General features: G+C 73.4%; 21 protein-coding genes. 13 read left to right on the top strand and 8 right to left on the bottom strand.

Features of this window, described 5'->3' with window-relative positions:
• The first annotated feature begins 181 nt into the window (after positions 1-181).
• The 5 genes from ABH931_RS22605 to pgm are packed head-to-tail and all read left to right on the top strand — an operon-like array spanning position 182 to position 6,201.
• Positions 182-799, top strand: coding sequence for a TetR/AcrR family transcriptional regulator (locus ABH931_RS22605; protein WP_370116132.1), 618 nt, complete (start codon positions 182-184; stop codon positions 797-799).
• Positions 800-859: 60 nt separating this feature from the next.
• Positions 860-2,221, top strand: a complete 1,362-nt coding sequence (locus tag ABH931_RS22600; protein ID WP_370116130.1) for a glycosyltransferase — start codon at positions 860-862, stop codon at positions 2,219-2,221.
• A complete protein-coding gene (locus ABH931_RS22595) occupies positions 2,218-3,579 on the top strand; it encodes a hypothetical protein (protein WP_370116128.1) in 1,362 nt (453 codons plus the stop codon). Before ABH931_RS22600 ends, ABH931_RS22595 begins: the two co-directional genes overlap by 4 nt.
• A gap of 2 nt (positions 3,580-3,581) precedes the next feature.
• Positions 3,582-4,556 (top strand): SIS domain-containing protein, encoded by a 975-nt coding sequence (locus ABH931_RS22590; RefSeq protein ID WP_370116127.1) that lies wholly within the window; start codon positions 3,582-3,584, stop codon positions 4,554-4,556.
• Positions 4,557-4,560: 4 nt separating this feature from the next.
• The gene (gene pgm, locus ABH931_RS22585) at positions 4,561-6,201 is read left to right on the top strand and encodes a phosphoglucomutase (alpha-D-glucose-1,6-bisphosphate-dependent) (protein WP_370116125.1); all 1,641 of its coding nucleotides are present in this window, start codon (positions 4,561-4,563) and stop codon (positions 6,199-6,201) included.
• 3 nt (positions 6,202-6,204) lie between these two features.
• On the opposite strand, the gene ABH931_RS22580 is transcribed toward pgm, so the two are convergent.
• The 3 genes from ABH931_RS22580 to ABH931_RS22570 all read right to left on the bottom strand — a co-directional run bounded on the left by ABH931_RS22580 (position 6,205) and on the right by ABH931_RS22570 (position 9,524).
• The gene (locus ABH931_RS22580) at positions 6,205-6,405 is read right to left on the bottom strand and encodes a twin-arginine translocase TatA/TatE family subunit (protein WP_370116123.1); all 201 of its coding nucleotides are present in this window, start codon (positions 6,403-6,405) and stop codon (positions 6,205-6,207) included.
• 76 nt (positions 6,406-6,481) lie between these two features.
• On the bottom strand, positions 6,482-7,330 hold the full coding sequence (locus tag ABH931_RS22575; RefSeq protein ID WP_370116121.1) for an alkaline phosphatase family protein: 849 nt from the start codon (positions 7,328-7,330) through the stop codon (positions 6,482-6,484).
• A gap of 22 nt (positions 7,331-7,352) precedes the next feature.
• Positions 7,353-9,524 carry an alpha-galactosidase gene (locus tag ABH931_RS22570; protein ID WP_370116120.1) on the bottom strand — a complete coding sequence of 724 codons (2,172 nt, stop codon included), beginning with the start codon at positions 9,522-9,524 and terminating at the stop codon, positions 7,353-7,355.
• 143 nt (positions 9,525-9,667) lie between these two features.
• On the opposite strand from ABH931_RS22570, the gene ABH931_RS22565 reads away from it, so the two are divergent.
• The 7 genes from ABH931_RS22565 to hrpB all read left to right on the top strand — a co-directional run bounded on the left by ABH931_RS22565 (position 9,668) and on the right by hrpB (position 20,911).
• Positions 9,668-10,921, top strand: a complete 1,254-nt coding sequence (locus ABH931_RS22565) for an ROK family protein (protein ID WP_370116118.1) — start codon at positions 9,668-9,670, stop codon at positions 10,919-10,921.
• A 260-nt stretch (positions 10,922-11,181) separates the two neighbouring features.
• The gene (locus ABH931_RS22560; protein ID WP_370116117.1) at positions 11,182-12,411 is read left to right on the top strand and encodes an ABC transporter substrate-binding protein; all 1,230 of its coding nucleotides are present in this window, start codon (positions 11,182-11,184) and stop codon (positions 12,409-12,411) included.
• Positions 12,411-13,403 (top strand): carbohydrate ABC transporter permease, encoded by a 993-nt coding sequence (locus tag ABH931_RS22555; RefSeq protein ID WP_370116115.1) that lies wholly within the window; start codon positions 12,411-12,413, stop codon positions 13,401-13,403. The genes ABH931_RS22560 and ABH931_RS22555 overlap by 1 nt, the downstream gene beginning before the upstream one ends.
• 5 nt (positions 13,404-13,408) lie before the next feature.
• A complete protein-coding gene (locus ABH931_RS22550) occupies positions 13,409-14,242 on the top strand; it encodes a carbohydrate ABC transporter permease (RefSeq protein WP_370116113.1) in 834 nt (277 codons plus the stop codon).
• A gap of 79 nt (positions 14,243-14,321) precedes the next feature.
• On the top strand, positions 14,322-16,259 hold the full coding sequence (locus tag ABH931_RS22545) for a glycoside hydrolase family 5 protein (RefSeq protein ID WP_370116111.1): 1,938 nt from the start codon (positions 14,322-14,324) through the stop codon (positions 16,257-16,259).
• Between the two features lie 26 nt (positions 16,260-16,285).
• Positions 16,286-18,034, top strand: a complete 1,749-nt coding sequence (locus ABH931_RS22540) for a beta-galactosidase family protein (RefSeq protein ID WP_370116109.1) — start codon at positions 16,286-16,288, stop codon at positions 18,032-18,034.
• Between the two features lie 231 nt (positions 18,035-18,265).
• On the top strand, positions 18,266-20,911 hold the full coding sequence (hrpB, locus tag ABH931_RS22535; protein ID WP_370116107.1) for an ATP-dependent helicase HrpB: 2,646 nt from the start codon (positions 18,266-18,268) through the stop codon (positions 20,909-20,911).
• A gap of 18 nt (positions 20,912-20,929) precedes the next feature.
• Here the strand turns inward: hrpB and ABH931_RS22530 are convergent, their stop codons facing one another.
• The 5 genes from ABH931_RS22530 to ABH931_RS22510 all read right to left on the bottom strand — a co-directional run bounded on the left by ABH931_RS22530 (position 20,930) and on the right by ABH931_RS22510 (position 25,067).
• A complete protein-coding gene (locus tag ABH931_RS22530) occupies positions 20,930-21,286 on the bottom strand; it encodes a UBP-type zinc finger domain-containing protein (RefSeq protein WP_370116106.1) in 357 nt (118 codons plus the stop codon).
• Positions 21,283-22,755, bottom strand: coding sequence for an ATP-binding protein (locus ABH931_RS22525; RefSeq protein WP_370116104.1), 1,473 nt, complete (start codon positions 22,753-22,755; stop codon positions 21,283-21,285). The genes ABH931_RS22530 and ABH931_RS22525 overlap by 4 nt, the downstream gene beginning before the upstream one ends.
• Complete coding sequence (locus tag ABH931_RS22520) at positions 22,752-24,413, bottom strand: FAD-dependent oxidoreductase (RefSeq protein ID WP_370116102.1); 1,662 nt, start codon at positions 24,411-24,413, stop codon at positions 22,752-22,754. The genes ABH931_RS22525 and ABH931_RS22520 overlap by 4 nt, the downstream gene beginning before the upstream one ends.
• A 203-nt stretch (positions 24,414-24,616) precedes the next feature.
• Entirely contained in the window at positions 24,617-24,892 is a 276-nt protein-coding gene (locus ABH931_RS22515; RefSeq protein WP_370116100.1) for a DUF4190 domain-containing protein, read from the bottom strand.
• A gap of 19 nt (positions 24,893-24,911) precedes the next feature.
• Positions 24,912-25,067, bottom strand: a complete 156-nt coding sequence (locus ABH931_RS22510; RefSeq protein WP_370116098.1) for a hypothetical protein — start codon at positions 25,065-25,067, stop codon at positions 24,912-24,914.
• Positions 25,068-25,207: 140 nt separating this feature from the next.
• On the opposite strand from ABH931_RS22510, the gene ABH931_RS22505 reads away from it, so the two are divergent.
• Entirely contained in the window at positions 25,208-25,828 is a 621-nt protein-coding gene (locus ABH931_RS22505; protein ID WP_370116096.1) for a TetR family transcriptional regulator, read from the top strand.
• Positions 25,829-25,892 lie beyond the last annotated feature (64 nt).

The following is a 25,892-nucleotide window of genomic DNA, read 5'->3' as shown; positions in this document are numbered from 1 at the left end:
GCGGGTGCCGAGGTGTGGGGAGGAGTTTTGCATTCGGCTTCAGTTCGGACAAGAGCCCGGGGCCGCCAGGATCAGGGAGTATCCGGAGTTTTCCGTGAGCTTTGAATCCGGCTTCAGAACAGACCCTTCCCCGGGCGGCCACCCGCCGGTACGGTGCAGCGACCAGTGAGGAGGCAGGGTGATGGAAGTGTCCCGTTCGAAGCGCCGACGCACCGAGCGGAAGGCCGATCTGGTGGACGCGGCACGCCGCGCCATGCTGGAGCACGGCAGCGCGGTCCGGCTCAACCAGGTGGCCGAAGAAGCGGGATTGACGTCGGGAGCCGTTCTCTACCACTATCCCGACCTGCGGGAGCTGCTGCTGGAGGCCCACCGGGCCGGAATGGAGCGGTTCTACGACCACCGCCAGAAGGCGGCCGAGGGCGTCGCCGACCCGGCTCGCAAGCTGGTCGTCACGGTCATGAGCGGCCTGCCCGTGGACAGCGACGACGAGGACGTCCGCCTGCTGTGCGAGCTCGGCGGAGCCGCGGGCCGGAACACCGTGTACGCGGCGCTGCTCACGGCCCTGTACGACCGTCAGGTCTCGATGTACCAGGTCATCCTGGAGATCGGAGCGGCGCAGGGGGTCTTCACCCTGCACGGCTCCTCGCTCACGATCGGCCGCAACCTGGTCGCCCTCGAGGACGCCTACGGCTACCGCATGATGGCGCGTCACCCCGCCATCGATCACGCCGTCGCCGGCCGCCTGATCCTCGACTACGCACGCCTCGCCACCGGGCACGCCCTGCCGGTCCAGCGCTGACAGCACAGCGCCCTTGACCCTTCCCCTTGACGCTCACCCCTTGGACCCCTTGGAGCGACCATGAACGCTCGTCCGCTCACCGTCCTCTTCATGCCCGAGTCCGCCTACGGGCCGACGAACCAGTGCATAGGCGTCGGGGACGTGCTGCGCCGGCGAGGCCACCGCGTCGTCTTCGCCGCCGAGGCGTCCTGGAGGGGCAAGCTGACGGCGCTCGGCTTCGAGGAGGACCTCGTCGACCTCGCCCCGCCCGCCGAGGAGCAGGCAGGCCAGCAGGCCGAGCAGGACGCGGGCCAGTTCTGGAAGGACTTCATCCGCGAGACCGCTCCGGAGTTCCGCAAGCCGACCGTCGACCAGCTGGCCACCTTCATGCAGCCCACCTGGCAGGCGCTGATCGACGGCGCCCGCTACTGCGAGCCGCAGCTGCGTGCCATCCTCGAGCGCACCCGGCCGGACGTGATCGTCGAGGACAACGTCATCGCCTTCCCCGCGCTGCTGGGCACCGGGGCCCCCTTCGTGCGGATCGTCTCCTGCAACCCGCTGGAGGTCTCCGGCCCCGGCGTGGCGCCCGCCTACTCCGGCCTGCCCGCCGACGACCGCAGTGCCTGGGGGTCGTTCCGCGCGGAGTACGACCGCACCCACCGCGCCACCTGGGAGGAGTTCAACGCCTGGGTCGTCGGGCAGGGCGTGCCGCCGCTGCCCGACCTGGAGTTCATCCACGAGAGCCGGCACGCCAACCTCTACGTCTTCCCGCAGGAGGCCGACTACACCGACGCGCGCCCGCTCGGCCCCACCTGGCATCGGATCGACTCCAGCGTCCGCGAGACCGACGCCGTCTACGAGCTGCCCGCCGAGGTCGCCGACCGCCCCGAGGGCAGCGCGCTGATCTACCTCTCGCTCGGCTCCCTGGGCAGCGCCGACGTCGATCTGATGAAGCACCTCGTGGAGGTGCTCGGCCGGACCCCGCACCGCTACATCGTCAGCAAGGGCCCGCAGCACGCGGAGTACGAACTGGCCGCCAACATGGTCGGCGCCGAGTTCCTGCCGCAGACCACCCTGATCCCGCAGGTCGACGCGGTCATCACGCACGGCGGCAACAACACCACCACCGAGTGCCTGCACTTCGGCAAGCCGATGGTCGTGCTGCCGCTCTTCTGGGACCAGCACGACAACGCCCAGCGCATGCACGAGACCGGCTTCGGCTACCGCCTGTCCACCTACGCCTTCACCGACGAGGACATGGCTGCCGCGCTCGCCCACGTCCTGGACCCGGCGGTGCGCGAGCGAGCCGTCGAGGTCGGCGACGCCGTCCGAGGCCGCGAGGGCCTGCGCCGGGCGGCCGACGTGATCGAGCAGGTGGGCCGCACGCACGCGGACGTCATACACGCCCCGGACGCCTCGGACGTGGAAGCATCGCACGCGTGACGCTCCCGACCTGGTCCGCGCTGGTCGCGGCCGCGGACCCCGCCCTGGTGCTGCCTTCGGGGGAGCGGCGAGCCGAGGTCGACGTGCCCGGCCCGCTCGCCCTGGACGGGCTGCTCGACCTCGGCGAGGGCCACGCGGTGGCCGTCGTCCGCTCGGCCGACACGGCCCGCTGGACCGTCCCGCTGGTCAGGGACGGCGACGCCGGCGCGCGTCTTCGTCGCTCCCGGCCGGGCGACGGCACGGCCGAGCGCCTGGTGAGGGCGTTCGCCCGGGGCGGCATCGACCCCGGTGGGCGGTTCGTGGCCGAGGTCTTCGGTGAACGGGAGCGCCTCGAAGGGGAGCGCGGCATCACCGTCGACCAGACCAACGAGAGCGTCATCGTCGGCGAGCGCGCCGTGGTCAAGTGGGCGGTCCGGCTGCCCGCCGAGGGCGAGCCGGGCAGCCCGGCGGCGCAGCGGATCGCCGCGCTGGCCCGCGCCGGCTTCGCGGACATGCCCGAACCCCGGGGACTGCTCACCCTCGCGAACGACGAGGAGAGGCCGGTGCTGCTGGCGAGCGTCGTCGCGTACCTGCCGGGCGCCGAGGACGGCTGGGAGTGGGCCGTGGACGACGTCCGCCGCCTCGCCCGCGGCGAGCTCTCCCTGGACGGGGCGCTGGCCCCCGCACAGCGGCTCGGCGAACTCACCGCCCGGATGCACGCAGCCCTCGCCACCTGCGGCCGCACCCCCGCGTCCGCGGCGGCGGTCGCCGCCTGGGGCGACCGGATGCGGGCCGAGCTCGACGAGGCGGTGGCCCTCGTCCCCGGTGCCGAAGGCGCGCGCCTCGCGGCGTGGGCGCCGCGGATCGCCGACGCCTACGCGGAGTTGGCCGACGGCGCCCTCGCCGGGACACCGCTGATCGACGTGCACGGTGACTTCCACGTCGGTCAGGTCTTGAGGGTTGGGCACAGTTCGAAGGTCGGACACCACCTGCGGGCCCAGGAGCGCTACGCCGTCGTCGACTTCGACGGCAACCCGGTCCTCCCGGCCGAGCAGCGCGCCGCCCGGCAGCCCGCCGCCCTCGACGTGGTCGGCATGGCGGCGAGCCTCGACCACGTCGGACGCGTCGTCCTCTTCCGCACACCGGAGGTCGACCCGGCGCCGGTCCGGGCGTGGATCGCCGCCGCACAGCGCGCCTTCCTGGACGCCTACCGCGCCACCCTGGCCGCGTCGGGCGCGGGCGACCTCCTCGACGAGCGGCTGGCGGTGCCGCTGCGCCTGGCGCAGGAGGTGCGCGAGTACCTCTACGCCGTGCGTCATCTCCCGCACTGGGTCTACGTGCCCGACCTGTCCCTCGCCGACCTGCTTCCGGAGAACTGATCGTGGACCCCTCCCTCTTCGCCGCCGACCTCGCGTCGAAGTCCATCCACCTGACGGCCCTGGCCGACCACTTGGCGCAGGACGACCCTTGGCGGGTGCTGCCGGGCGACGTCCGCCGCGTCGTGTTCACCGCGATGGGCTCCTCCGCCTACGCCGCCGGGGTCTGCGCGGCGCGGCTCCTGGCGCGCGGACTGGACGCGGTGAGCGTGCCGGCCAGCAGCGGCCTGCCGCCCGCCGTCCGCGAGGGAGACGTGGTCGTGGCGGTCTCCGCCGGCGGCGGTTCGCGGGAGACCCGGGCCGCGATCGAGCACTACCGCGACCGCGCGCCCCTGGTGCTGCTGACCAACAAGCCGCAGTCGCCGCTGGCCGCGTCGATCCCGCTGGTGGTGGACCTGCGCGCGGGAGTCGAGGCGGGCGGCGTGGCCTGCCGGTCCTACCAGCACACGCTGGTGCAACTGCTGGCCCTGGAGCGGCACCTGCTCGGCCTCGACCACGTCTCGAACGGTCGGGGTCTGCCGGCGCTGGTGCACGCGGCCGCCGCCGCGACCCGGGACCTGGCCGAGCGCGCGGACGTCTGGCTGCCGCAGGTGCGCCGACTGCTCGACGGCCCGCAGGGTACGCACGTCGCCGCGCCCGCGCACCGGTTCTCCTCCGCGCAGCAGTCCGCGCTGATGCTGCGCGAGGGCCCGCGTCGCCAGGCCTACGCCTGTGAGACCGGCGACTGGTCCCACGTCGACGTCTACCTCACCAAGACGACCGACTACCGCCTCCTGCTGCTCGCCGGTTCGCCCTGGGAGGACGAGATGATGGACTGGGTCGGGCAGCGTGGCTCGACCGTCGTCGCCGTCGGCGGCGAGGTCCCCGGCGCCGCGTACGCGTTGCGGTACACAGGAGACACGGACGACGACGTCCGCCTGCTGTCGGAGACCCTCGTCGCCGAACTGCTGGCCTCCCGCCTGTGGCTCGACCAGGAGTGACCTAATGCTGAACGCACGCGCCGGCCTGCCGGCCCGCCCGGAGGACCTCGTCGACGTCGCCCGCCTGGTGACGGCCTACTACGCCCTGCACCCCGATCCGGCCGATCCGGCGCAGCGCGTCGCTTTCGGCACCTCGGGCCACCGCGGCTCCTCGCTCGCGGCCGCGTTCAACGAGGACCACATCGCCGCCACCAGTCAGGCCATCTGCGAGTACCGCGAGGCCCAGGGCACGGACGGTCCGCTCTTCCTCGGCGCCGACACCCACGCGCTCTCCGAGCCGGCCAGGGTCACCGCGCTGGAGGTGTTCGCCGCCAACGGCGTGACCGTGCTGCTCGACAGCGAGGACGGCTACACCCCGACCCCGGCGGTCTCCCACGCGATCCTCACCCACAACCGCGGCCGCACCACCGGCCTGGCCGACGGCGTGGTGGTCACCCCCTCCCACAACCCGCCCGCCGACGGCGGGTTCAAGTACAACCCGCCCAGCGGCGGCCCGGCCGGTTCCGACGCCACCGCGTGGATCCAGGACCGCGCCAACGAGATCATCGCGGGCGGCATGAAGGACGTCCGCCGCATCCCCTACGCGCGGGCCCTGACCGCGCCCGGTACCGGTCGCCACGACTTCCTCGGCGCCTACGTCGCCGACCTGCCGAGCGTGCTGGACCTCGACGCGGTCCGCGCGGCCGGGGTGCGTATCGGCGCCGACCCGCTGGGCGGCGCCTCCGTCGCCTACTGGGGCCGCATCGCCGAACAGCACCGGCTCGACCTGACCGTCGTCAACCCGCTCACCGATCCCACCTGGCGCTTCATGACGCTGGACTGGGACGGCAGGATCCGCATGGACTGCTCCTCGCCGCACGCCATGGCCTCGCTGATCGCGCAGCGCGACCGCTTCACCATCGCGACCGGCAACGACGCGGACGCCGACCGGCACGGCGTGGTCACCCCGGACGCCGGGCTGATGAACCCCAACCACTACCTCGCCACCGCCATCGACTACCTCTTCACCCACCGCGCCGACTGGCCCGCGCAGGCGCGCGTCGGCAAGACGCTGGTCTCCTCCGGGATGATCGACCGCGTCGCCGCCGACCTCGGCCGCGAGCTGGTCGAAGTGCCGGTCGGCTTCAAGTGGTTCGTCGACGGGCTGGTCGACGGCGGGCTCGGCTTCGGCGGCGAGGAGTCCGCCGGCGCGTCCTTCCTGCGCCGCGACGGCTCGGTCTGGACGACGGACAAGGACGGCATCCTGCTGGCCCTGCTCGCCGCCGAGATCACCGCCGTCACCGGGCGGACGCCCTCCCAGCGCTACGCGGACCTGACCGCCCGCTTCGGCGACCCCGCCTACGCCCGCGTTGACGCGCCCGCCACCCGCGAGCAGAAGGCGCTGCTGGCGAAACTGTCCCCGGCCCAGGTCACCGCCGACAGCCTGGCGGGGGAGCGGATCACCGCCGTCCTCACCGAGGCGCCCGGCAACGGCGCGCCTGTCGGCGGCATCAAGGTCACCACCGCCCACGCCTGGTTCGCGGCCCGCCCTTCGGGCACCGAGGACGTCTACAAGATCTACGCCGAGTCCTTCCTCGGCCCGGACCACCTCGCCCAGGTCCAGCAGGAGGCGAGGGACGTGGTCACGGCGGCGCTGCGGGCCTGAGCCTCAGACCTGGTCGCCGGCGCCGGCGGCGTCGTCGTCGGCGCTGAGGGGCTCGGCCGGGCCGTGCAGGGCGGCGGCCTCGGCCTTGAGGACGCGCAGCGAGCGGCCGAGGGCGCGGGCGGTGCCGGGCAGGCGCTTGGCGCCGAACAGGAGCAGGACGACGAGGGCGATCAGGGCGATCTCCAGGCCGCGGTTCTCCAGCACGGTGGTTCCTCTCGGTGACGGCGGTGAAGGGTCAGGCGGTGCGGGTTCAGGCGGTGCGGGTTCAGGCGGTGCCGGGTCAGGCGGTTCCGGCGAAGCCGGTGCCGTCCAGGGTCCAGTGGGAGTCCAACTCGATGCCGAGGGAGAGGTAGACCTGGGCGGCCACGTCGACGTGCCGCAGCCCGCGCGGCACGCGGCCCGCCGGGAGGCCGGGGCCGCGGGCGGCGACCCAGGCGGTGCGTTCGAGGTCGCTGTCGCCGCCGTGGCCTCCCTCGTCGCGATGCCCGTGATCGGTCACCACGATGACCGTCCACTGCTCGCCGTGCCGCCCGGGGCGTTCGTCCAGACCCTTGAGGAGGCGGCCCAGGCGCCGGTCGGCGTTCTCGATCGCCGCCCGGTACTCCGCGCCGCAGCCGAGGAAGTGGGCGGTCTCGTCGACGGCCCCGAGGTAGACGAAGGAGGCGTGCAGCTCCTCGCCGGAGCCGAGCACCCGGGCCGCCTCGGCGGCGACCCCCTCGTCGCACTCCTCCCACGCCTGGGGGGTGTCGGCGCGCGGGGCGAGGTAGCCGAGGCGGCTCGGCGCGCGGAAGACCGGTCCGCCCTGCCGGGCGAGGAAGAGCGGCTCCCAGCCGCCGACGGCGTAGGTGCGGCGGCCGCGTTCGGCGGCCAGCCGGGTGGTGAAGTCCGGGAACACCTCGAGCCGGTTGCCGTCGAAGCGGTTGCCCCACACGCCGTGCCTGGCGACGCCGACGCCAGTGACGATCGTGGTCCAGCACGGGCCGGACATGGTGGGCGTGCCGGCGTCGATCTCGATCGGCGCGAGGAACCCGGCGTCGGCGATCGTGTCGAGGTGCGGGGTGTCCACCTGCGGCAGCAGGTCCAGGCGGACGCCGTCGATGCCGACGACGAGGACGTGGCGGTCGGTCATCTCGGTCCTGTCATCTCGGTTCTCAGCTCTCTTCGAGCGGGCGGGCGCCTGCGGCCGCGTCGACGCGACGCAGGCGGATCAGGGTGCTGGCGTAGTCGCCGCGCGGCAGCTCCAGCTCGATGCCGTGGTGCACGAGGACGGCTCCGGCGTGCTCACGTCCGGCGTCGTCCCGGTACGTCGCCGACGCGTCGAGCGCGGGCAGCGGCAGCGGGGCGGCCTCGTGGCCGAAGCGGGTCGTGGGCCGCCAGGCGAGGAGCACGTGCTCGGCGCCGTCCTCGGCCGCGTGGTGGACGGCCGTGACGCCCCCCTGGCCGCTCAGCCGGTGGGCGCGGCCGCGCTGCACCACCGGGCGGATCTCCTTGTAGCGCGCGACCAGCTCGGCGGCCTCCTTCAGCTCCGCCTCCGACCAGTGCGTCAGATCCCCGCCGAGGCCCAGCGCTCCCGCCATGGCGACGTGGAAGCGGAAGCGCAGCGGCGTGGTCCGGACGGTGGCGCCGTTCGGGCTGTCGGTCACCCACGCGGCCATGGCCTGCGCGGGGTAGAGCTGGCTGAAGCCGTGCTGGATGCCGATCCGGTCCACCGGGTCGGTGTTGTCGGAGGTCCAGGCCTGGTCGGTGCGGGCGAGCACGGCCAGGTCGACGCGCCCGCCGCCGCCCGCGCAGGCCTCGATGCGCAGGCCGGGGTGGTCCGCGCGCAGGCGGTCCATGATGCGGTGGACCGCGCGGGTGTGGTCGACCCAGAGCCGGTCCGGATCGGGATGCCCGGGCCGACCGGCCTCGGTGAAGGGGCGGTTGGCGTCCCACTTGAGCCAGTCGACGGCGTTGTCGCGGACCAGCCCGTCCAGGGTGCGCAGCGCCCACGCCTCGACCTCCGGGCGGGCGAGGTCGAGCATGAGCTGGTCGCGCAGTTCGGTGGCGTCGCGGGTGGGGGAGTGCACGACCCAGTCGGGGTGGGCGCGGAACAGGTCGCTGTCGCGGTTGACCATCTCCGGCTCCACCCACAGGCCGAACTCCATGCCGAGCCGGTGGACCTCGTCGGCGAGCGGGCGCAGCCCGCCGGGGAAGGCACCGGGGTAGGGGGTCCAGTCGCCGAGCCCGGCGGTGGCGTCCCGGCGGCCGCCGAACCACCCGTCGTCGAGCACGAACAGTTCGACGCCGAGGCCCGCCGCCAGCCCGGCCAGGCGGAGCTGGCCGTCGAGGTCGACGGCGAAGCCGGTCGCCTCCCAGGAGTTGTAGAGCACCGGACGGTCCTGAGCGGGTGCGGGCAGCACGTGGGCGCGCACGTACGCGTGCCAGGCGCGGCTGGCGCCGCCGAAGCCGCCGTCGGTCCACAGGCCGGTGAAGACGGGCGTGGTGAGGGTCTCGCCGGGGGCGAGGCTCCAGCGCAGGCCCTCGTGGCCGAAGCCGCCGGTCCAGGTGGCGCGGCCGACCGCGTCACGGTGCACGGTGATCCGCCAACTGCCGCTCCAGGCCAGCGCGGTGCTCCAGACCTGCCCACTCTCCTCGGTGGCGGTGCCGTCGTCGAGGGCGAGCCAGGGGTGGGCGTGGTGGCTGGTGAGACCTCGGCGGCTGGTCAGCGTCGTCTCGGCGACGGGCAGCCGGTCGCGCTGGAGCTGGAACTCGCTGTTCCAGCCGCCGACCAGGTGGCTGATCCGGTAGTCGGGCAGTCGGGGCAGCGTCCAGGAGGCCGAGTCGAGTCGGTCCACGGTGATCGGGTCCGCGTCCGCGTCCCGGTCGCCGGTGTGGCTCAGCTCGACCCAGCGTTCGACGACGTCGCTGCCCGGCCGGACGCGATAGCCCAGCACCGCGCCGAGCGGGTAGCGGCGGTCGGCCAGCAGCAGCCGCAGCTCGACGGTGCCGTCCGCGTCGGTGTGCTGCCGCGCGTCCTCGAAGTGCCACTGGGCGCCCACGGTGCCGTCGGCGAACCGGACCTGCAACCCGGCGGGGCCGAAGCGGTCCCCCGTCTGGATCCCGAGCTCGTCGGCGGCTGCGTCGGACTCGAAGCTGCTCCGGGCGGGCGAGACCCGGTCGGGCAACGCGGCCAGGGCGGCGGGGTCGAGCGGCGGGCCCCAGTGGACGTGGCGGGGGCTGCCGTCCGCGCCGATCCGCACCGCGTAGAGGCTGCCCGGGGTGTGGAGCAGGGCGAGACCGAGGTCGGAGTCGTAGCGGGCGGTGACGCTGGGCTGATCTGGCAAGGCTTCAGTTCCTCGGCGAGCGGCGGACGATGGGGTGGCTGCGAGGATCCGGGCAGACTCTCGCAGCCGGGCCGAGGCTAGGTGAGACACGCCCTCGGATTCAATACTTGACGAAGTTATTTATTAACCCCTAGTTTCCAGGCATGTCCTCGACGAGCCGATCGCTGCAACTGCTCGACCAGGCCCCGCCCGCCGCGGCGTCGGTCCTGGCCACGCTGCTGTCCGCCGGCCCGCTCAGCCGGGTCGAGCTGGCCCGGCGGCTGGGGCTGTCCTCGGCCGCCGTCACCAAGGCCGCGCGTCCCTTTCTGGACGACGGCTACCTGCACGAACTCGCCTCCGAGCGCACCGCGCCCGGAGCCGGGCGACCGGTCAGTCCGCTGGCCGTCACCCCGGACCGCGAGTTCTTCGTCGGCATGAAGATCACCGACACCGGCCTCTACGGTGTGCTGTGCGACCTGCACGCACAGGTCCGCTCCTCCCGCCGGACCCGGCTGCCCGACCTGCAGCCGGCCACGGTCCAGCGGGCGCTCGCCGTGATGGTCGACGACCTGCTCGACGGGCCGCTCGACGTGCGCGGCGGCGCGGCGGCGCCGCAGAGCTCCGGGCCGCGCCCGCCGGTCCGGGAGCGGACCCACCAGCTCGGCATCGCGGTCTCCGGGGACGTGGACCGCGGGACCGGGCGGGTGCGCCGCTCGGGACGGCTCGGCTGGCACGGCGTCGACCTCGGCGCCCTGGCGGCCGAGGCCACCGGCCTCACGGTCACCGTCGAAAACGACGTCAAGGCCCTTGCGGTCGCCGAGCACTGGTTCGGGGAGGGCGCGGGCACCGACTACTTCGCGCTGGTCACGGTCGGCGCCGGGATCGGCTCCGCCCTGGTGGTCAACGGCCGCCTGCTGGCCGGCGCCTACGGCGTCGCCGGAGAACTCGGCCACCTGTCCGTCGATCCGGACGGGCCGCGCTGCCACTGCGGTGCGCGCGGCTGCGTCGAGGCGATCGCCTCGACCGGCGCGGTGCTCGCCGGGGCACGTGAGGCGACCGGGCGGGCGGAGCTCACCATCGAGGAGGCGGTCGGACTCGCCCGCGCGGGCGATCCGGTCGTGCGTGAGCTCTTCGCCCGCGCCGGGCGCGCCATCGGGACCGGGGTGGCCTCGCTGGTCAACATCGTCGGGCCGGAGCGGATCGTCATCTCCGGCGAGGGGGTCGAGGTCAACGACCTCTTCGAGGCCGAGCTGCGCGAGGCCTTCGCCGAACACTGCTTCGGTGCCGCCGCCGACTGCCCGCTGACGCTGCGTCCGCTGCCGTTCGAGGCGTGGGCGCGCGGGGCCGCCGCCGTCGGCATCCAGTCGCTCTTCGCCGCCGGTCGCGTCGCCACCCGCCCGCACCCGGTCCTCGCCTGAGCCCGCGTACGACCTTCAGGCCGTAACACCGCTGAGCCGCACCACCGCACGACGCAAGGACGCTCCACCGCAACGCCGCACCGAAGCACGCCAGTTGCCCGAGCCGTCCGGTGTCCCTCGCTGCCTGCCAGCAATCGTCGACGGACACCGGCCGGGCCGACGCACACCCACCCATCGCCCCACCATCACAAGGACGTGAGATGCGCGCACGCACCACCGAGCTTAGCCGACGCAGATTCCTGGGCGGCTCCCTCATGCTCGTGGCCGGCACGGCCGTCGCCGCCTGTAGCACCAACCCCAACGGCGGTTCTGCGTCCACCGGTTCAGGCGCCGCGACCACCCTGAACGTCTGGTTCCACGCGTACGGCGAGGCCGGCACCCAGCAGGCGGCGCTGCGTTACGCCGCCGCGTTCACCAAGGCCAACCCGAGCATCGCGGTCAAGGTCACCTGGGTTCCCGGCGACTACACCACCAAGCTCAACTCCACCCTGCTGACCGCCGACGCGCCCGACGTCTTCGAGTACGGCGACTTCGACGAGGGCTTCGCCACCAGCGGCCAGATAGCCGCGCTGGACGACATCTACGGCGACACCCGCTCCGACTTCAACCAGAACGACATCGACCTGCTCACCGCGGGCGGCAAGATCTACGGTGTCAAGTCGCTCGACGACGTCATGATGCTCTACTACCGCAAGAGCGCGCTCGCCAAGGCGGGTATCACCCCGCCGCGGACCTTCGATGAACTAGTCGCCGCTGCAAAGCAGTTGACCACCAAGGACAACAAGGGCCTGTTCATCGGCAACGACGGGGTCGGCGACATCCCCACCCTGGCGGTGTGGTCCAACGGCGGAGACCTGGTCGACGCGAACGGCAAGGCCGCCTTCGCCTCCCCGAAGGCCGTCGCCGCCATCGCGGGGCTGAAGCGGCTGCACGACGACAAGTCGCTGCTGCTCGGCTTCACCACCGACTGGTGGGACCCCTCCGCGCTGGTCCAGAACGTGGTGCCGATGCAGTGGGGCGGCCTGTGGTCGATGCCCGCCATCAAGACCGCCCTGGGCGACGACTTCGGCGTGCTGCCGTGGCCCTCCTTCACCGCCGGCGGCACCCCGGCGATCCGCGTCGGCGGCTGGACCAGCATGGTCAACGCCAAGGGCAAGAACGTCGACGCGGCCAAGAAGTTCGTGCAGTGGCTCTGGATCCAGCAGACCGACCTGCAGCGCGACTGGTCCGAGAGCTACGGCTTCCACGTGCCGCCGCGCAAGTCCGTCGCCGCCGCGGCCGACAAGCTGAAGCAGGGCGCCGCCAAGGAGACCGTGGACCTGGCCGCCAAGTACGGCCGCACCTACCCCGGCACCTGGGACAACAGCGTCTCCACCGCCTTCACCGCCGCCGCGACGAAGGTGATCACTGGTCAGGGCGGCGACCCGGCCCAGGTGATGGCCGCCGCCGCACAGCAGGCCCAGGCCGAGATCGACAAGCAGCGCGGCTGATGACTGCGACGGACACCCCCTCCTCCCCCCGCGCGGCCTCGGCGCCGCGCGGGGGGAACCCCGGATCCCGCCCGGCCGTGGTCGCCAAGGCCCGCCCGGACTGGCGGGCCCGCGGCGCCTTCATGCTGCTGACCGCGCCGGTGCTGGTGGGGCTCGGGATCTTCAAGTACGTGGCGATCGGCTGGAGCTTCCTGCTCAGCTTCAGCGAGGCCCGCGGCACCATCGCGCTCGGCCACTGGGTGGGCCTCGCCAACTACCGGCAGCTGCTGGGCGATCCCGCGTTCCGCACCTCGCTGTGGCAGATCCTGCTGTTCACGGCGTTCATCGTGCCGGTGACCTTCGTCGTCTCGCTCGGCCTCGCGCTGCTGGTCCACCGCATCCGGCGCGGGCGCGCCCTGTTCCGCACCAGCTTCCTGATCCCGGCGGCCGTCTCCTACGTCGCCGCCTCGCTGCTGTGGAAGATGTGCGTCTTCAACGGCCTTCCGGCGGGCATCGCCAACAGCCTCGGCCGGCTCTTCGGCATGGACTCGGTCGCCTGGCTCCAGACCACCTCGCCGCCGCTGTACTGGGTGGCGCTGGTGACGCTCCGGCTCTGGCTGCAGGTCGGCTTCTTCATGGTGCTGTTCCTGGCGGGCCTCCAGGCCATCCCGAGGGACGTCTACGAGGCCGCCGCCCTGGACGGCGCCACCGGGTTCCGGCTGCTGCGCCGGATCACGCTGCCGATGCTGCGCAACACCTCGGTGGCCGTGCTGATGCTGATGTTCATCGCCGCCTTCCAGGCCTTCGACGAGTTCTACAACCTGTTCAACAGCGGCCTGTCCGGCACCAAGTCCGCCCCGGTGCAGACGCCGCTGGTCTACCTGTACAACATCGCCCTCGGGGACCAGAACTACGGCCTCGGCTCGGCCGGCGCCTTCGTGCTCACGGCGCTGATCGTGGGCGTGACGCTGGTCCAGGGCCGGCTCACCGGCTTCGGCCGGGGCGAGGAGTGAGCGCCGTGGACATCACCCGCACCCTGCGCGGCAGCGGCCGCGGCCTGCTGGTGGGCCTGCTGACGGTGGTCTTCCTGCTGCCGTTCTACCTGATGCTGCGCAACTCGCTGATGGACACCCCGGGTCTCACCTCGCCGCACTGGACCTGGTGGCCCAGCCACATGCACTTCGAGAACTTCACCGCGCTCTTCGACGACCCGACCGTCAACATGAGTCAGGCGCTGGGCAACTCGCTGCTCATCGCGGTGATCACCGCGCCGCTGTCGACGCTCTTCGCCTCCGCGGCCGGCTACGCGTTCGCGCGCATCCCGATGCCGGGCAAGAACGTGCTGCTGGGCCTCGTCATCGCGACGCTGATGATCCCCGGTTCGGTGACCTTCGTGCCGAGCTTCGTCGTCGTCGGCTCGATGGGCGGCGTCAACACACTGTGGGGCATCATCGTGCCGGGGCTGTTCAACCCCTTCGCGGTGCTGCTCTTCCGCAACTTCTACCTGCGCTTCCCGGCCGAGATCGAGGAGGCGGGCCGACTGGACGGGCTGGGCTGGCTCGGCCTCTACCGGCGGGTGGCGCTGCCCAGTTCGGGCGCGATGCTGGCCTCGCTCGGGGCGCTGGCCTTCATCGACAGCTGGAACTCCTTCCTGTGGCCGCTGGTGATCGGCCAGGACCCGTCCGCGTGGACGGCCCAGATCGCGCTGTCGACCTTCCTGACCTCGCAGACCGTCAATCTGCCGGGTCTCTTCGCGGGGGCCGTGGTCACCATCGCGCCCCTGGTGGTGATGTTCCTGGTCGCCCAGCGCTACATCGTCGAGGGGATCGCCACGAGCGGTCTCAAGGGCTGACCCCTCGACCACCCGCACCACACCGCACGCACCTCACCGCACGGTTCGGCACCTCCCTCCACCCTCAACGGGAGCCAACGTGACACGCAGCAGACTGCTCCGACGCGGGATCGCGGCCCTGGCCGCGCTCTCCGCGCTCTTCCTCGGTACCACCGCGCCTGCCCGGGCAGCGGCCGCATCCAGCGGGCCTGGACCACAGGTGCTGACGGGTGCTCAGCTCCCGGCCTCCTGGACGGGGCCGCTCAGCACGCGTGGGCGGTACATCGTCGACGCGAACGGGAACCGCTTCAAGCTCAAGGCCGGCAACTGGGACGGCGCGGAGGGCCACTACCTCGGAAGCGGCTCGACCACCGATCCGGCGGACAACGAGCACGGCGAGGTCTCGTACAACATCCCGATGGGCCTGGACCGGGCGTCGCTGCCGCAGATCATGGCCGACTTCCACGCCCTCGGCCTGAACGCGATCCGGCTCCCGTACGCCAATGCGCTGATCCACGACACCTCCACCGTGCCGGACGTCGCCGTGGCCGCCAACCCGCAGTTGAAGGGCGACACCCCGCTCCAGGTGTACGACGCCGTCGTCGCGGCGCTCACCGCCGACGGGTTCGCCGTCATTCTCAACAACCACACCACCAGCTACCGCTTCTGCTGTGGTCTGGACGGCAACGAGCGCTGGGACAGCGGCCAGACCACGGCGCAGTGGGAGGCCGACTGGCTGTTCATGGTGAACCGCTACAAGGCCAACAAGCGCGTCGTCGGCGCGGACCTGCGCAACGAGGTCCGCCGCGACACCACCGACGATCCCAACTGGGGCTGGTACGACGGCCACGACGAGTACGCGGCGTTCGAGGAGGCCGGCAACCAGATCCTCGCGGCCGACCCCGACATGCTGATCATCATGGAGGGGATCAACTGGTACGGCATCCCCACCGACATCACCCCGCACGGGCGTCCGATGCTGACCCCGGTCGCGAACCTCTCCAACACGCTCATCGACTCCGGCAAGCTCGTCTACTCGGCCCACTTCTACGCCTACACCGGCCCCAACAACTCGGGCGCCGCCAGCGGCCTGGGCGCCACGAGAGACCCGCGCTACGAGGACTTCACCCCCGCGCAGCTCGCCCAGGTCGTGAGCTCCGAGGCGCTGTTCGTCACGCAGTCCGGCCAGCACTTCACCGCACCCGTCTGGGTCAGCGAGTTCGGCGCCGCCGGTATCGGCTCGACCGACACCAAGGAACAGGCCTGGTTCGACAACTTCACCAGCATCCTGGCCGCCAACGACACCGACTTCGCCATCTGGCCCCTCATCGGCTGGACCGACGCGAACGGCAACCTCCAGGACAACTGGTCGCTGCTGTCCTACGCCGCCAACGGCACCCGCACCGGCCTGGAGGACGGCGCCGACTGGCGCGCCACCGACTGGAACAAGCTCGTCAACGCGCCGAGCTACACCGGCCAGGTGCCGCAGGTGAACCACTGGAACATGCTCGACCTCGACCACGCCGACTACGACGTCTCCGCCACCATGCTCGCCCAGCCCGACTGGTCCTCGGGCAACCGCAAGGGCAACTGCCCGGACAGTGAGCGCTTGGTGGGGCTGGGACGCAGCGACAGCCGCGGCCTGTGCACCGACGCCAACGAACCCTCCAAGTCCGGCACGGCCTGGACCACCGTCACCGACGAGCGTTACGTCACCGAAGGCGACTGGGCATCGGGCTACAACAAGCTCCAGTGCCCCGACAACACCTTCGCCGTCGGCTACAGCGTCCACGGCAACGCCATGGCCGCCCTGCTCTGCGCCCCCTCCACCACCGAGCTGCCCACCACCGGCCACGACGTCTGGTTCGACCACGGCGACAACCGCCCCGCCACCGGCGGGTCGGTCGCCAGCGACTGGGCACCGGGCTACTACAAGGGACAGTGCGCCGACAACGAGTACGTCGCCGGCGTCGCCTACACCTGGAACTGGAACGACGGCGGCGTCCCCGACGCCCTGCTCTGCCGACCGCTGAGCTGACCCCACCACTGAGGAGCACCACGGCCATGCCTCGACTGGAGATCGCCGCAGACGGCTTCCGTCTCGACGACCAGCCCTTCCGCATCGTCTCCGGAGCGCTGCACTACTTCCGCGTCCACCCGGAGCAGTGGGCGGACCGGCTGCGCAAGGCACGGCTGCTGGGCCTGAACACGGTCGAGACCTACGTCCCGTGGAACCTGCACGCGCCCCGGCGCGGCGAGTTCCGCTGGGACGCGGGTCTCGACCTGCCCGGATTCCTCGACCTCGCGGCCGCCGAGGGACTGCACGTCCTCCTGCGGCCCGGCCCGTACATCTGCGCCGAGTGGGAGGGCGGCGGCCTGCCGTCCTGGCTGCTCACCGACGACGACATTGCTCTGCGCAGCCGCGACCCCCGCTTCCTCGCCGCCGTCGACGGCTACCTCGCCGCCCTGCTGCCCCCGCTCCTGCCCTACCTCGGCAGCAACGGCGGTCCCGTTGTCGCCGTGCAACTGGAGAACGAGTACGGCGCCTTCGGCGACGACGCCGGCTACCTGACCGAACTTGCCGCCCTGCTGCACCGCCACGGCGTCGACGTGCCGCTGTTCACCTGCGACCAGCCCGGCGACCTGGCCCGCGGCGGTCTCGACGGGGTGCTGGCGACCGCCAACTTCGGCAGCCGGGCCGCCGAGGGCCTGGCCCGGCTGCGCGAGCACCAGCCGAGCGGCCCGCTGATGTGCGCGGAGTTCTGGATCGGCTGGTTCGACCGGTGGGGCGGCATCCACCACCGCCGCGACGTGCGCGCGGCCGCTGCCGAACTCGACACGCTGCTGGCGGCCGGCGCCTCCGTCAACATCTACATGTTCCACGGCGGCACGAACTTCGGCTTCACCAACGGCGCCAACGACAAGGGCACCTATCGGCCGACCGCCACCTCCTACGACTACGACGCCCTCCTCGACGAGGCCGGTGACCCGACCCCGAAGTACGCCGCCTTCCGCGAGGTCCTTGCCCGGCACACACCCGTCCCTGCCGAGCCTGTTCCGGCTCCGGCGCCGAAGGCGGACTACGGGACGGTGGAACTGACGCACGTCGCGGGCCTGCTGGAGCAGGCCGACGCGCTCGGCGCCGCCGTCGGCGCCGAGCGGCCGCTCGGCCTGGAGGAGCTCGGCGAGCCCTTCGGGTTCGTGCTCCACGAGACCGAGCTGACCGCCCCAGGGCCGGTGCTGCTCTGCGCCGAGCAGGTGCGCGACCGGGCCCAGGTCTTCGTCGACGGGCAGCCCGTGGGCGTGCTGGAGCGGGAGAACCACGAGCACGCTCTGGCCTTCATCGCCCCGCGGGCCGGAGCCCGGCTCGCGGTGCTGGTCGAGAACCAGGGCCGGGTCAACTACGGCCAGGGCCTGCACGACCGCAAGGGCCTGCTGGGCCGGGTCACGGTCAACGGCCGCGAGCCCGGCGCCTGGCGCAGCCGTGCGCTGTCGCTGGAGAGCCTCGACGCCCTCGCGTTCGGCCCTGCCGACACTCCCGCGGTCGGGCCCACCTTCCACCGGGGCTGGTTCGAGGTGGACACGCCACGCGACACGTTCCTCGCGCCGGACGGCTGGACCAAGGGCCTGGCCTGGATCAACGGCTTTGCTCTGGGCCGCTACTGGTCCCGCGGCCCGCAGTCCACCCTCTACGTCCCCGGCCCGGTGCTGCGTCCGGGCCGCAACGAGGTCACCGTGCTCGAACTCCACGCCTCCGCGACGGGCGGGGTCCGGCTGCGGGACACCCCCGACCTCGGCGTCACCGAGGAGTGAGCCTCAGTGGAGGAGGCTGGCGCCCGTCGAGACGACGCCGAGCAGTGTCAGGCCCAGCGTGAGCGTGGCGATGGCCACGTTGAAGCGTCGGCGTGTGCGCGATTCCATCATGATGTCCCCCGGTCGCTCTGGTGATCCCCAGCCTCCGTGGTGTCCGGCCCGCGGTCAAGTCGGCGCCCCGCCCGGTGACGCGTTTCGCCCTCGTCCGCCCCGATCGGGGAGACTGCCGGGGTGAACCCCGCCTCTCTCGACCTGCCCGTCCGTAGCGCCGTCCCCGCCCTTCAGCACGCTCTGGAAGAGCGCAGGGTGGCGGTGCTGGCGGCGCCGCCCGGTACGGGCAAGACCACCCTGGTGCCGTTGACGCTGGCCGGGCTGGTCGATGGCGGCCGCGCCCGGCGGGTCCTGGTGGCCGAGCCGCGCCGACTGGCGGTGCGAGCGGCCGCGCGGCGGATGGCGTGGCTGCTGGGGGAGCCGGTCGGGGAGCGCGTCGGCTTCACCGTGCGCGGCGAGCGGCGGGTCGGGCCGCGCACCGTCGTCGAGGTCGTCACCACCGGCGTGCTGCTGCAACGGCTGCAACGCGACCAGGAGCTCGTCGGGGTGGACCTCGTCGTCCTGGACGAGTGCCACGAGCGGCACCTCGACGCGGACACCGCGCTGGCCTTCCTGCTGGACGTGCGGGCCGCGCTGCGCCCGGAACTCCAGCTGGTCTGCGCCTCCGCGACCTCCGACACCGCCGCCTGGGCCCGGCTGCTCCGGGGAGAGGCGGACGGCCCCGCCCCGGTCGTCGAGGCGCACGGCGTCCAGCACCCCGTGGAGGTCGTCTGGTCGCCGCCGCCGCGCCCGGTCCGGCCGCCGCAGGGCCTGCGCACGGATCCGGCGCTGCTGGAGCACGTGGCCACGACGGTCCTGCGGGCGCTGCGCGAGCGTGAGGGCGACGTGCTGTGCTTCCTGCCCGGCGCGGGCGAGATCGCCCGGGTGGCCGGGCTCCTCGGCGGGCCGCGGAACGGCTCCGTCGACGTGCTGCAACTGCACGGCCGCGCCGACCGGGCCGTGCAGGACGCCGCGCTGACCCCCGGCGAGCGCCGTCGCGTCGTGCTCTCGACCTCCGTCGCCGAGTCCTCGCTGACCGTGCCCGGGGTGCGCAGCGTCGTCGACTGCGGGCTGTCCCGTGAGCCGCGCACCGACCACGCGCGCGGACTGGCGGGCCTGGTGACGGTCCGTTCCTCGCTCGCGACCGGCCGCCAGCGCGCGGGCCGCGCGGGCCGCGAGGCGCCCGGCGCCGTCTACCGGTGCTGGGCCGAGGCCGAGGACGCTCTGGCCCGTGCCCTGCCGACGCCGGAGATCATGCAGGCCGACCTCACCTCCTTCGCGCTTCAGGCCGCGTGTTGGGGAGCGCCCGGCGCCCAGGGCCTCGTCCTGCCGGACGCCCCGCCGGCCGGGGCGATGGCTGCCGCCGGGACGACGCTCGCCGCGCTCGGCGCCGTCGACGAGGCGGGCCGGGCCACGGCCCGGGGCGCCCGGATCGCCCGCACCGGCCTCCACCCCCGGCTCGGCCGGGCGCTCCTCGACGGTGCGCCCCTGGTCGGCGAGCGCCAGGCGGCCGAGCTGGTCGCCCTCCTCTCCGAGGAACCCCCGCGCGCCCTGGGCGACGACCTCGCGACCGTCCGCCGCACGGTGCGCACCGCCAACGACCCCTATGCCTCCCGCTGGCGCGACGAGGTCCGCCGCCTCCGGACGACGAGCCGCCCGGACGGCGGCGGCGCGCGATCGCACAGCGGGGAGCCCGAGGAGTCGGTGCGGCTCTCGGGCGGCCGGGGGTCCGAGCCCGGTGGGCCGGGGGCTGTCGGGGAGGCCGAGGCGGCGGGGGTGATGGTCGGGCTGGCCTATCCCGAGCGGCTCGCGCGGGCCCGGAGCGCCAGGCCGCAGCCGGCGCAGGGGGCGCGCGAGCGGGGCGCGGCCTACCTGATGGTGTCCGGGACGGCCGCCGAGACGGCCGTCGGTTCCGGGCTGGCGGGCGCCGAGTGGATCGCCGTGGCCGTCGCCGACCGGCCGGCGGGGTCGCCGTCCGCGCGGGTGCAGCTGGCCGCCAGGACGGACGAGGTCACCGCCCGCCTCTGCGCCGCGCCGCTGCTGACCGACCGTGAGGAGGTGCACTGGGCCGTGCCGCCGGGTTCGCGCCGTGGCGACGTGACGGCCCGGCGGGTGGCGGCGCTCGGCGCGGTCGAGCTCGCCGCCGAGCCGCTGCCGGCGCCGGACCCGGCACTGCTGCGCGCGGCCCTGCTGGAGGGGCTCGCCGCCGAAGGCGTGGGCACGCTGCTGACGTGGTCGGCCGAGGCCTCGGGCCTGCGGGAACGGCTGGCCTTCCTGCACCGGGTGCTGGGGGACCCCTGGCCCGCGGTCGACGACCGCGCCCTGCTCGAACGCGCCGAGGACTGGCTGGAGCCGGAACTCACCAGGGCCCGCCGCCGCGCGGACCTGGAGCGGATCCCCACCGCCTCCGCCCTGGAACGGCTGCTGCCCTGGGCCTCCGGCGCCGCCGGACGCCTCGACGAGCTGGCCCCGGAGCGGATCACCGTGCCCACCGGCTCCCGCATCCGCGTCGACTACTCCGCCGACCAGCCCGTCCTCGCGGTCAAGCTCCAGGAGCTCTTCGGCTGGCGGACGGCGCCCCGACTCGCCGACGGGCGCGTGCCGCTGACGATCCACCTGCTCTCGCCCGCAGGACGCCCGGCAGCCGTCACGGCGGACCTGGCCTCCTTCTGGGGCGAGGGCTACCGCGCGGTCCGCGCCGAGCTGCGCGGCCGCTACCCCCGCCACCCGTGGCCGGAGGACCCGGCCACGGCCGAGCCCACCCGCCGGGCGAACCCGCGCAAGTGAGCCACGAGCAGGGCAGGCTCAGCCGCCGCCGAGCTGCTCGGCCCAGTCCGCGGGCACGCGCCCGGCGGGGCCGGGCACGGGCTGGTCGAGCGGGTGGCTGAGCGGCGCCGCCAGCGCGGGCCCGGTCTCGAAGAACTCCTCGGTCCGGTAGTTCCAGAACCACTCCTCCTCGGGCTCGAAGCTGCGGATGACCGGGTGACCGGTCGCCTTCGCGTGAGCGGTGGCGTGCTTGGCGGGGGAGTCGTCGCAGCACCCGATGTGGCCGCAGAGCGCGCAGCGCCGCAGGTGCACCCACCAGCCGCCCGCTGCGTCGCATTCGACACAGCCGGTGCCGCTGGGCGGAACGGTCGGGTCGACGGCGTTCTCCGGGATCATGGGAGCTCCTTCTCGTGGCTGAGCTTCTCGTGGCTGGACTCGTGGGTGGACGCGGCGGCGGGGCTGTCGGAGTCGAGGGGCAGCCGCACCTGGAACCGGGTGTCGCCGGGGACGGACTCGACCCGCAGGTCCCCGTGGTGGTGGTCGACCACGATGCGCCAGGAGATGTCCAGGCCCAGCCCGGTGCCCTCGCCCACGGGCTTGGTGGTGAAGAACGGGTCGAAGAGCCGCTCGCGGATCTCCGGCGCCACACCGGGGCCGGTGTCGCGGAACTCGACCAGCATCCGGTCGCCCTCGCGGGCGGTGCGGACGGTCAGCGTGCCGCCCGCGCCGGTGCTGTCGATGGCCCAGGCGGCGTTGTCGATCAGGTTCGTCCACACCTGGTTGAGCTCGCCCGGAAGGGCGGAGATCCGCGGCAGCGAGCGGTCGTAGTCCCGCACGACGGTGATTCCCGCGCCCAGGCGCCGCGAGAGCATCTGCAACGTGCTGTCCAGCAGCTCGTGGACGTCCGTCACCTGGTAGGGGGCGCGGTCGAGCTGCGTGTACTGCCGGGCCGCGCCCACCAGGTCGAGGACCCGCCGGGTGGCGTCCTCGATCTCCGCCAGCAGCAGCTCGGTCTCCACGGCGTGGCTCACGCCGAGCACGGCGGCACCGAACTCGTCCTCCGGCGTCGCGGCGGCGAGCCGGTCCAGCCAGTCCGCGTCGAGTCCGGCCTGGACGAGCGCCGGCGCGAGCTCCCAGGCCTCGGCGACGCCGCGGTCGGTCAGCCGATCGGTGATCGCGTCCTCCCGGTCGGCCGCCTCCACGGGACCGGGCGAGATGCCGGTCCGGGCCCGGGCCAGGGCTTCCTCGCGCAGCCGGTCGGCCTCGCTCCCGCCCGTCGCCCCGGGCGTGCGACCGGCCAGCTCGCGCAGCGCCGCGGTGGCCCGGACCGCCGCGGCGGCGGGGTTGCCCAGCTCGTGGGTGAGCCCGGCGGCCAGCGAGCCCAGGGCGAGCAGGCGTTCGCGCTGACCGATGGCCTCCTGCGTGCTCTTGGCTCCGAAGAACAGGCCCTCCAGAAGGTGGACGGCCATCGGGAACCACTCGTGCATGATCGCCGCGAAGGTCCCGGCGGGGAGGGCGAAGAACCGGGAGGGCTCGGTCACCCGCATCGAGTTGTTGTAGACCTGCGGCACCTGGTCACCCAGGTAGGCCTGGAAGGCGCCCGCGTAGACGCCCGGCGCGGAGGCGCGGGTCACCTCGACGTCCTGGCCGCCGACGTGACGGGAGAGCACCACCGTCCCGTCCAGCAGGACGTACAGCTGCGCCGCCGGATCGCCCTCGCGGTAGACCGGCCCGGCCGGGAACCGCTCCACGTGGCCCTCCCGGCAGAGGCGGGCCAGCTGGTCGGGTGTCAGCTTCTCGAACAGGAAGAGCGAGCGCAGCTCCTGCGGGTCGCACCCGCTCGGGGTCCCGCCGTCGCCCGTCATGACTGCTCCAGGTAGCGGTGGACCAGCATGACGGCCATGGCGCCCTCGCCGACGGCGGAGGCGACCCGCTTGGCCGACTCCGAGCGCACGTCGCCGGCCGCGAACACGCCCGGCGCGCTGGTCTCCAGGTGGTAGGGCGGCCGGTCCAGCGCCCATCCCGACGGCGGGCGCCCGTCCGCCGTCAGGTCGGGGCCGGTCAGGACGAAGCCGTGGGCGTCGCGCAGCACGGTGCCGTCGAGCCAGTCGGTCTGCGGCGCCGCGCCGATGAAGACGAACAGCCAGGCGGCGTCGACGGTCTCGGTGCGGCCGCTCGCGGTGTCCAGCAGGGTCAGCCCCTCCAGGTGGTCCTTGCCGTGCAGCTCCCGCACCACGGTGGTGGTGCGCACGGTGATCGTGGGCGCCGCCTCGACGCGTTGGAGCAGGTAGTGCGACATGGACTCCACGGCGGACGGTCCGCGGACCAGCAGGGTGACCGACCGGGCGCCCCGGGAGAGGAAGAGGGCGGCCTGCCCGGCGGAGTTCGCGCCGCCGACGATGTACACGTCCTGGCCCTGGCAGTTCGCGGCCTCCGTCAGGGCCGAGCCGTAGTAGAGACCGCGCCCGGTGAGCTCGGCCGCGCCCGGCACGTCGAGCTGCCGGTAGCTGACCCCCATGGCGAGGATCACGCTGTGCGCGGAGACGGCCGAGCCGTCAGCGAAGCGCAGCGTGTGGGCGCCGCCGCTCGGGTCGAGCGAGGTCACCTGGCGGGCCGTGAGCATTTCGGCGCCGAACTTCGCCGCCTGGCGGCGGGCCCGGTCGGTCAGCTGGGCACCGGAGATCCCGTCCGGGAACCCCAGGTAGTTCTCGATTCGTGAGCTCTGCCCGGCCTGGCCGCCCGTCGCGGAGCGCTCCACCAGGATCGTCCGCAGCCCCTCCGACGCCCCGTACACGGCCGCGCCCAGACCTGCCGGTCCGCCGCCGACGATCACCAGGTCGTAGAAGTCGGCGGCGGGCGTGGTCGACAGCCCGACCAGGTTGGCCAGGGCCCGCTCCGCGGGTTCCACGAGGGCCGTGCCGTCGGGGGTGACGACGAGGGGCAGGTGCAGGCGGTCCGCGCCGGCGGCGGCGAGGAGGCGGTGCCCCTCCGGCTCGTCGCTGGAGTACCAGCGGTACGGCACCTGGTTGCGGGCCAGGAACTCCCGGATCTCCGAGGAGCGGGCCGACCAGCGGTGGCCGACGACCTTGGTGGTGCCGCTCTCCCGCCCGTCGGTGGCCGTCCAGCCCTCCAGCAGGTCGTCCACCACCGGGTAGAGCTTCTCCTCCGGCGGCTCCCAGGGCTTGAGCAGGTAGTGGTCGAGGTCGACGACGTTGATCGCCTCGATCGCTGCGCCGGTGTCGGCGTACGCGGTGAGCAGGACCCGCCGGGCGCCGGGGAACAGGTCCATGGCCTGCTCCAGGAACTCGATCCCGCTCATCCGGGGCATCCGGTGGTCGGCGAGGATCACCGCGACGTGTTCCCCGCGCAGCTTGAGCTCCCGCAGGGCGTCCAGGGCCGACTCGCCCGACTCCGCCCGCATCACCCGGTAGGCGTTGCCGTAGCGTCGCCGCAGGTCCCGGGCGACGGCGCGGGACACGGCGGGATCGTCGTCCACCGTGAGGATGACGGTCTGCGCGGCCATGGGCCTCCTCGTGGACGGTGGACGGTTGTCTCCCATGCACGAGTCTGCGGCCTGGAGCGCCCGCCCGCCAGGAAGGGCACCGACCCGGCGTCAGCGCCGCGCGGCCTCGACCGGCCGTGCCCGTCCCGCCGGGGCGGGTGCGGATACCTCCAGGTCCGCGGCGGCGCCGCGGCGCCGGGAGCCGCGTGACAGGGCCTCGTACGTCAGGCCGCGGACCAGAGCGTGCCGTGGGAGGCCAGCACGGTCACGGCCAGGACGACGAGGTCGGCGACACCCAGGGCGATGCCGAGGCCGGCCCGGACCGGGCGGCCGGTGCGGCGGGCCAGGGAGACGACGGCCAGGACGATGGCGGCAGGGCCGAGCACCAGGTTGAAGACGAGCAGGCCGAGCAGGCCGAGGATGAACGAGGCCACGGCCGTCTGGTCGGCGTCGAGGGACCGTTGGCGGGTGGCGGCAGAGGTGGTGGTGGTCGTGTTCACGGGTGCCTCCGGGAGGGGGTCAGTGCTGCTGGCGGCGGGCGAGGTGCTCGCGCGCGGCGAAGGCCAGGAGCCAGGCGGCGATCGCGGCGGCGCTGGAGAGGAGGACGGGCGAGCTGGTGTGGAACGCCGCGCCCGGGAGCAGGGCGACGGCGGCGAGGGCGAGCAGGAGACTCATGGCGAGGCTCTTCTCCGGTGGAGGTGGCAGGGGTGCGGGCACGTGAACTTTCAGCGAACACTTGTAATGACAACTGTTCGCTGACTTCTGCATCCTAGGCCGGGTGGCGGATTTCGGCAAACAGTTGTTTACTCACTGGCGTGAGTCAGACGACAGGAGCCCGGCAGGCGCAGAAGCAGCTGTCCCGCCGCGCCCTCATGGACGCCGCGCTGCGGCTGCTGGAGCACCAGAGCTTCTCCGGCCTGGGCATGCGCGAGGTCACCCGCGAGGCCGGGATGTCACCCGCCGGCTTCTACCGGCACTTCCGCGACCTGGAGGACCTCGGTGTCGCGCTGGTCGAGGAGGCCGTGGACAGCCTGCACGCGATGATCCGCGCCGCCTTCGCCGAGCAGGGCGAGCCCGAGGGGCTGATCGACCACGCGGTCCAGGTGATCGCCGACCACGTCCGCGAGCACCGCGTCCACGTCCGCTTCATCGCGCGCGAGCGCTTCGGCGGCGTGCGACGCGTGCGTGAGGCGATCGCCGCCGAGCTGGAGCGGTTCACGGCGGAGGTCGCCGAGGCGCTCGCCGCACAGCCCGTCTCCGCGCGCTGGAGCGAGGCGGACCTGCGGATGGTCGCCGAGCTCTACGTCGACCACATGGTCCTCACCGCCGCCGCCCTCCAGGAGGCCGACGCGGAGAGCGAGCAGCGCATCACCGCCACCGCGCGCCGCCAGCTCCGCCTGATCAGCGTCGGGCGGCGTCATTGGGCAGTGGGCTGACGCACCGTCAAAAGGTGGTCGCCGTGTGCGAGGATGCACGCGGCAGGGCGAACGGAGCTGGGCG

This window comes from Streptacidiphilus sp. MAP12-33 (genome assembly GCF_041261265.1).
Taxonomy (GTDB): domain Bacteria; phylum Actinomycetota; class Actinomycetes; order Streptomycetales; family Streptomycetaceae; genus Streptacidiphilus.
This window is presented reverse-complemented; position numbering and strand designations above follow the sequence as displayed.

Excerpts from the sequence above, each read along its gene's own strand:
- ABH931_RS22530 (WP_370116106.1), bottom strand. The coding sequence starts at position 21,286 with ATGATCCCGGAGAACGCCGTCGACCCGACCGTTCCGCCCAGCGGCACC.
- ABH931_RS22540 (WP_370116109.1), top strand. The coding sequence starts at position 16,286 with ATGCCTCGACTGGAGATCGCCGCAGACGGCTTCCGTCTCGACGACCAG.
- ABH931_RS22520 (WP_370116102.1), bottom strand. The coding sequence starts at position 24,413 with ATGGCCGCGCAGACCGTCATCCTCACGGTGGACGACGATCCCGCCGTG.
- ABH931_RS22510 (WP_370116098.1), bottom strand. The coding sequence starts at position 25,067 with ATGAGTCTCCTGCTCGCCCTCGCCGCCGTCGCCCTGCTCCCGGGCGCG.
- ABH931_RS22605 (WP_370116132.1), top strand. The coding sequence starts at position 182 with ATGGAAGTGTCCCGTTCGAAGCGCCGACGCACCGAGCGGAAGGCCGAT.
- ABH931_RS22600 (WP_370116130.1), top strand. The coding sequence starts at position 860 with ATGAACGCTCGTCCGCTCACCGTCCTCTTCATGCCCGAGTCCGCCTAC.
- ABH931_RS22565 (WP_370116118.1), top strand. The coding sequence starts at position 9,668 with ATGTCCTCGACGAGCCGATCGCTGCAACTGCTCGACCAGGCCCCGCCC.
- pgm (WP_370116125.1), top strand. The coding sequence starts at position 4,561 with ATGCTGAACGCACGCGCCGGCCTGCCGGCCCGCCCGGAGGACCTCGTC.
- ABH931_RS22575 (WP_370116121.1), bottom strand. The coding sequence starts at position 7,330 with ATGACCGACCGCCACGTCCTCGTCGTCGGCATCGACGGCGTCCGCCTG.
- ABH931_RS22525 (WP_370116104.1), bottom strand. The coding sequence starts at position 22,755 with ATGACGGGCGACGGCGGGACCCCGAGCGGGTGCGACCCGCAGGAGCTG.
- ABH931_RS22555 (WP_370116115.1), top strand. The coding sequence starts at position 12,411 with ATGACTGCGACGGACACCCCCTCCTCCCCCCGCGCGGCCTCGGCGCCG.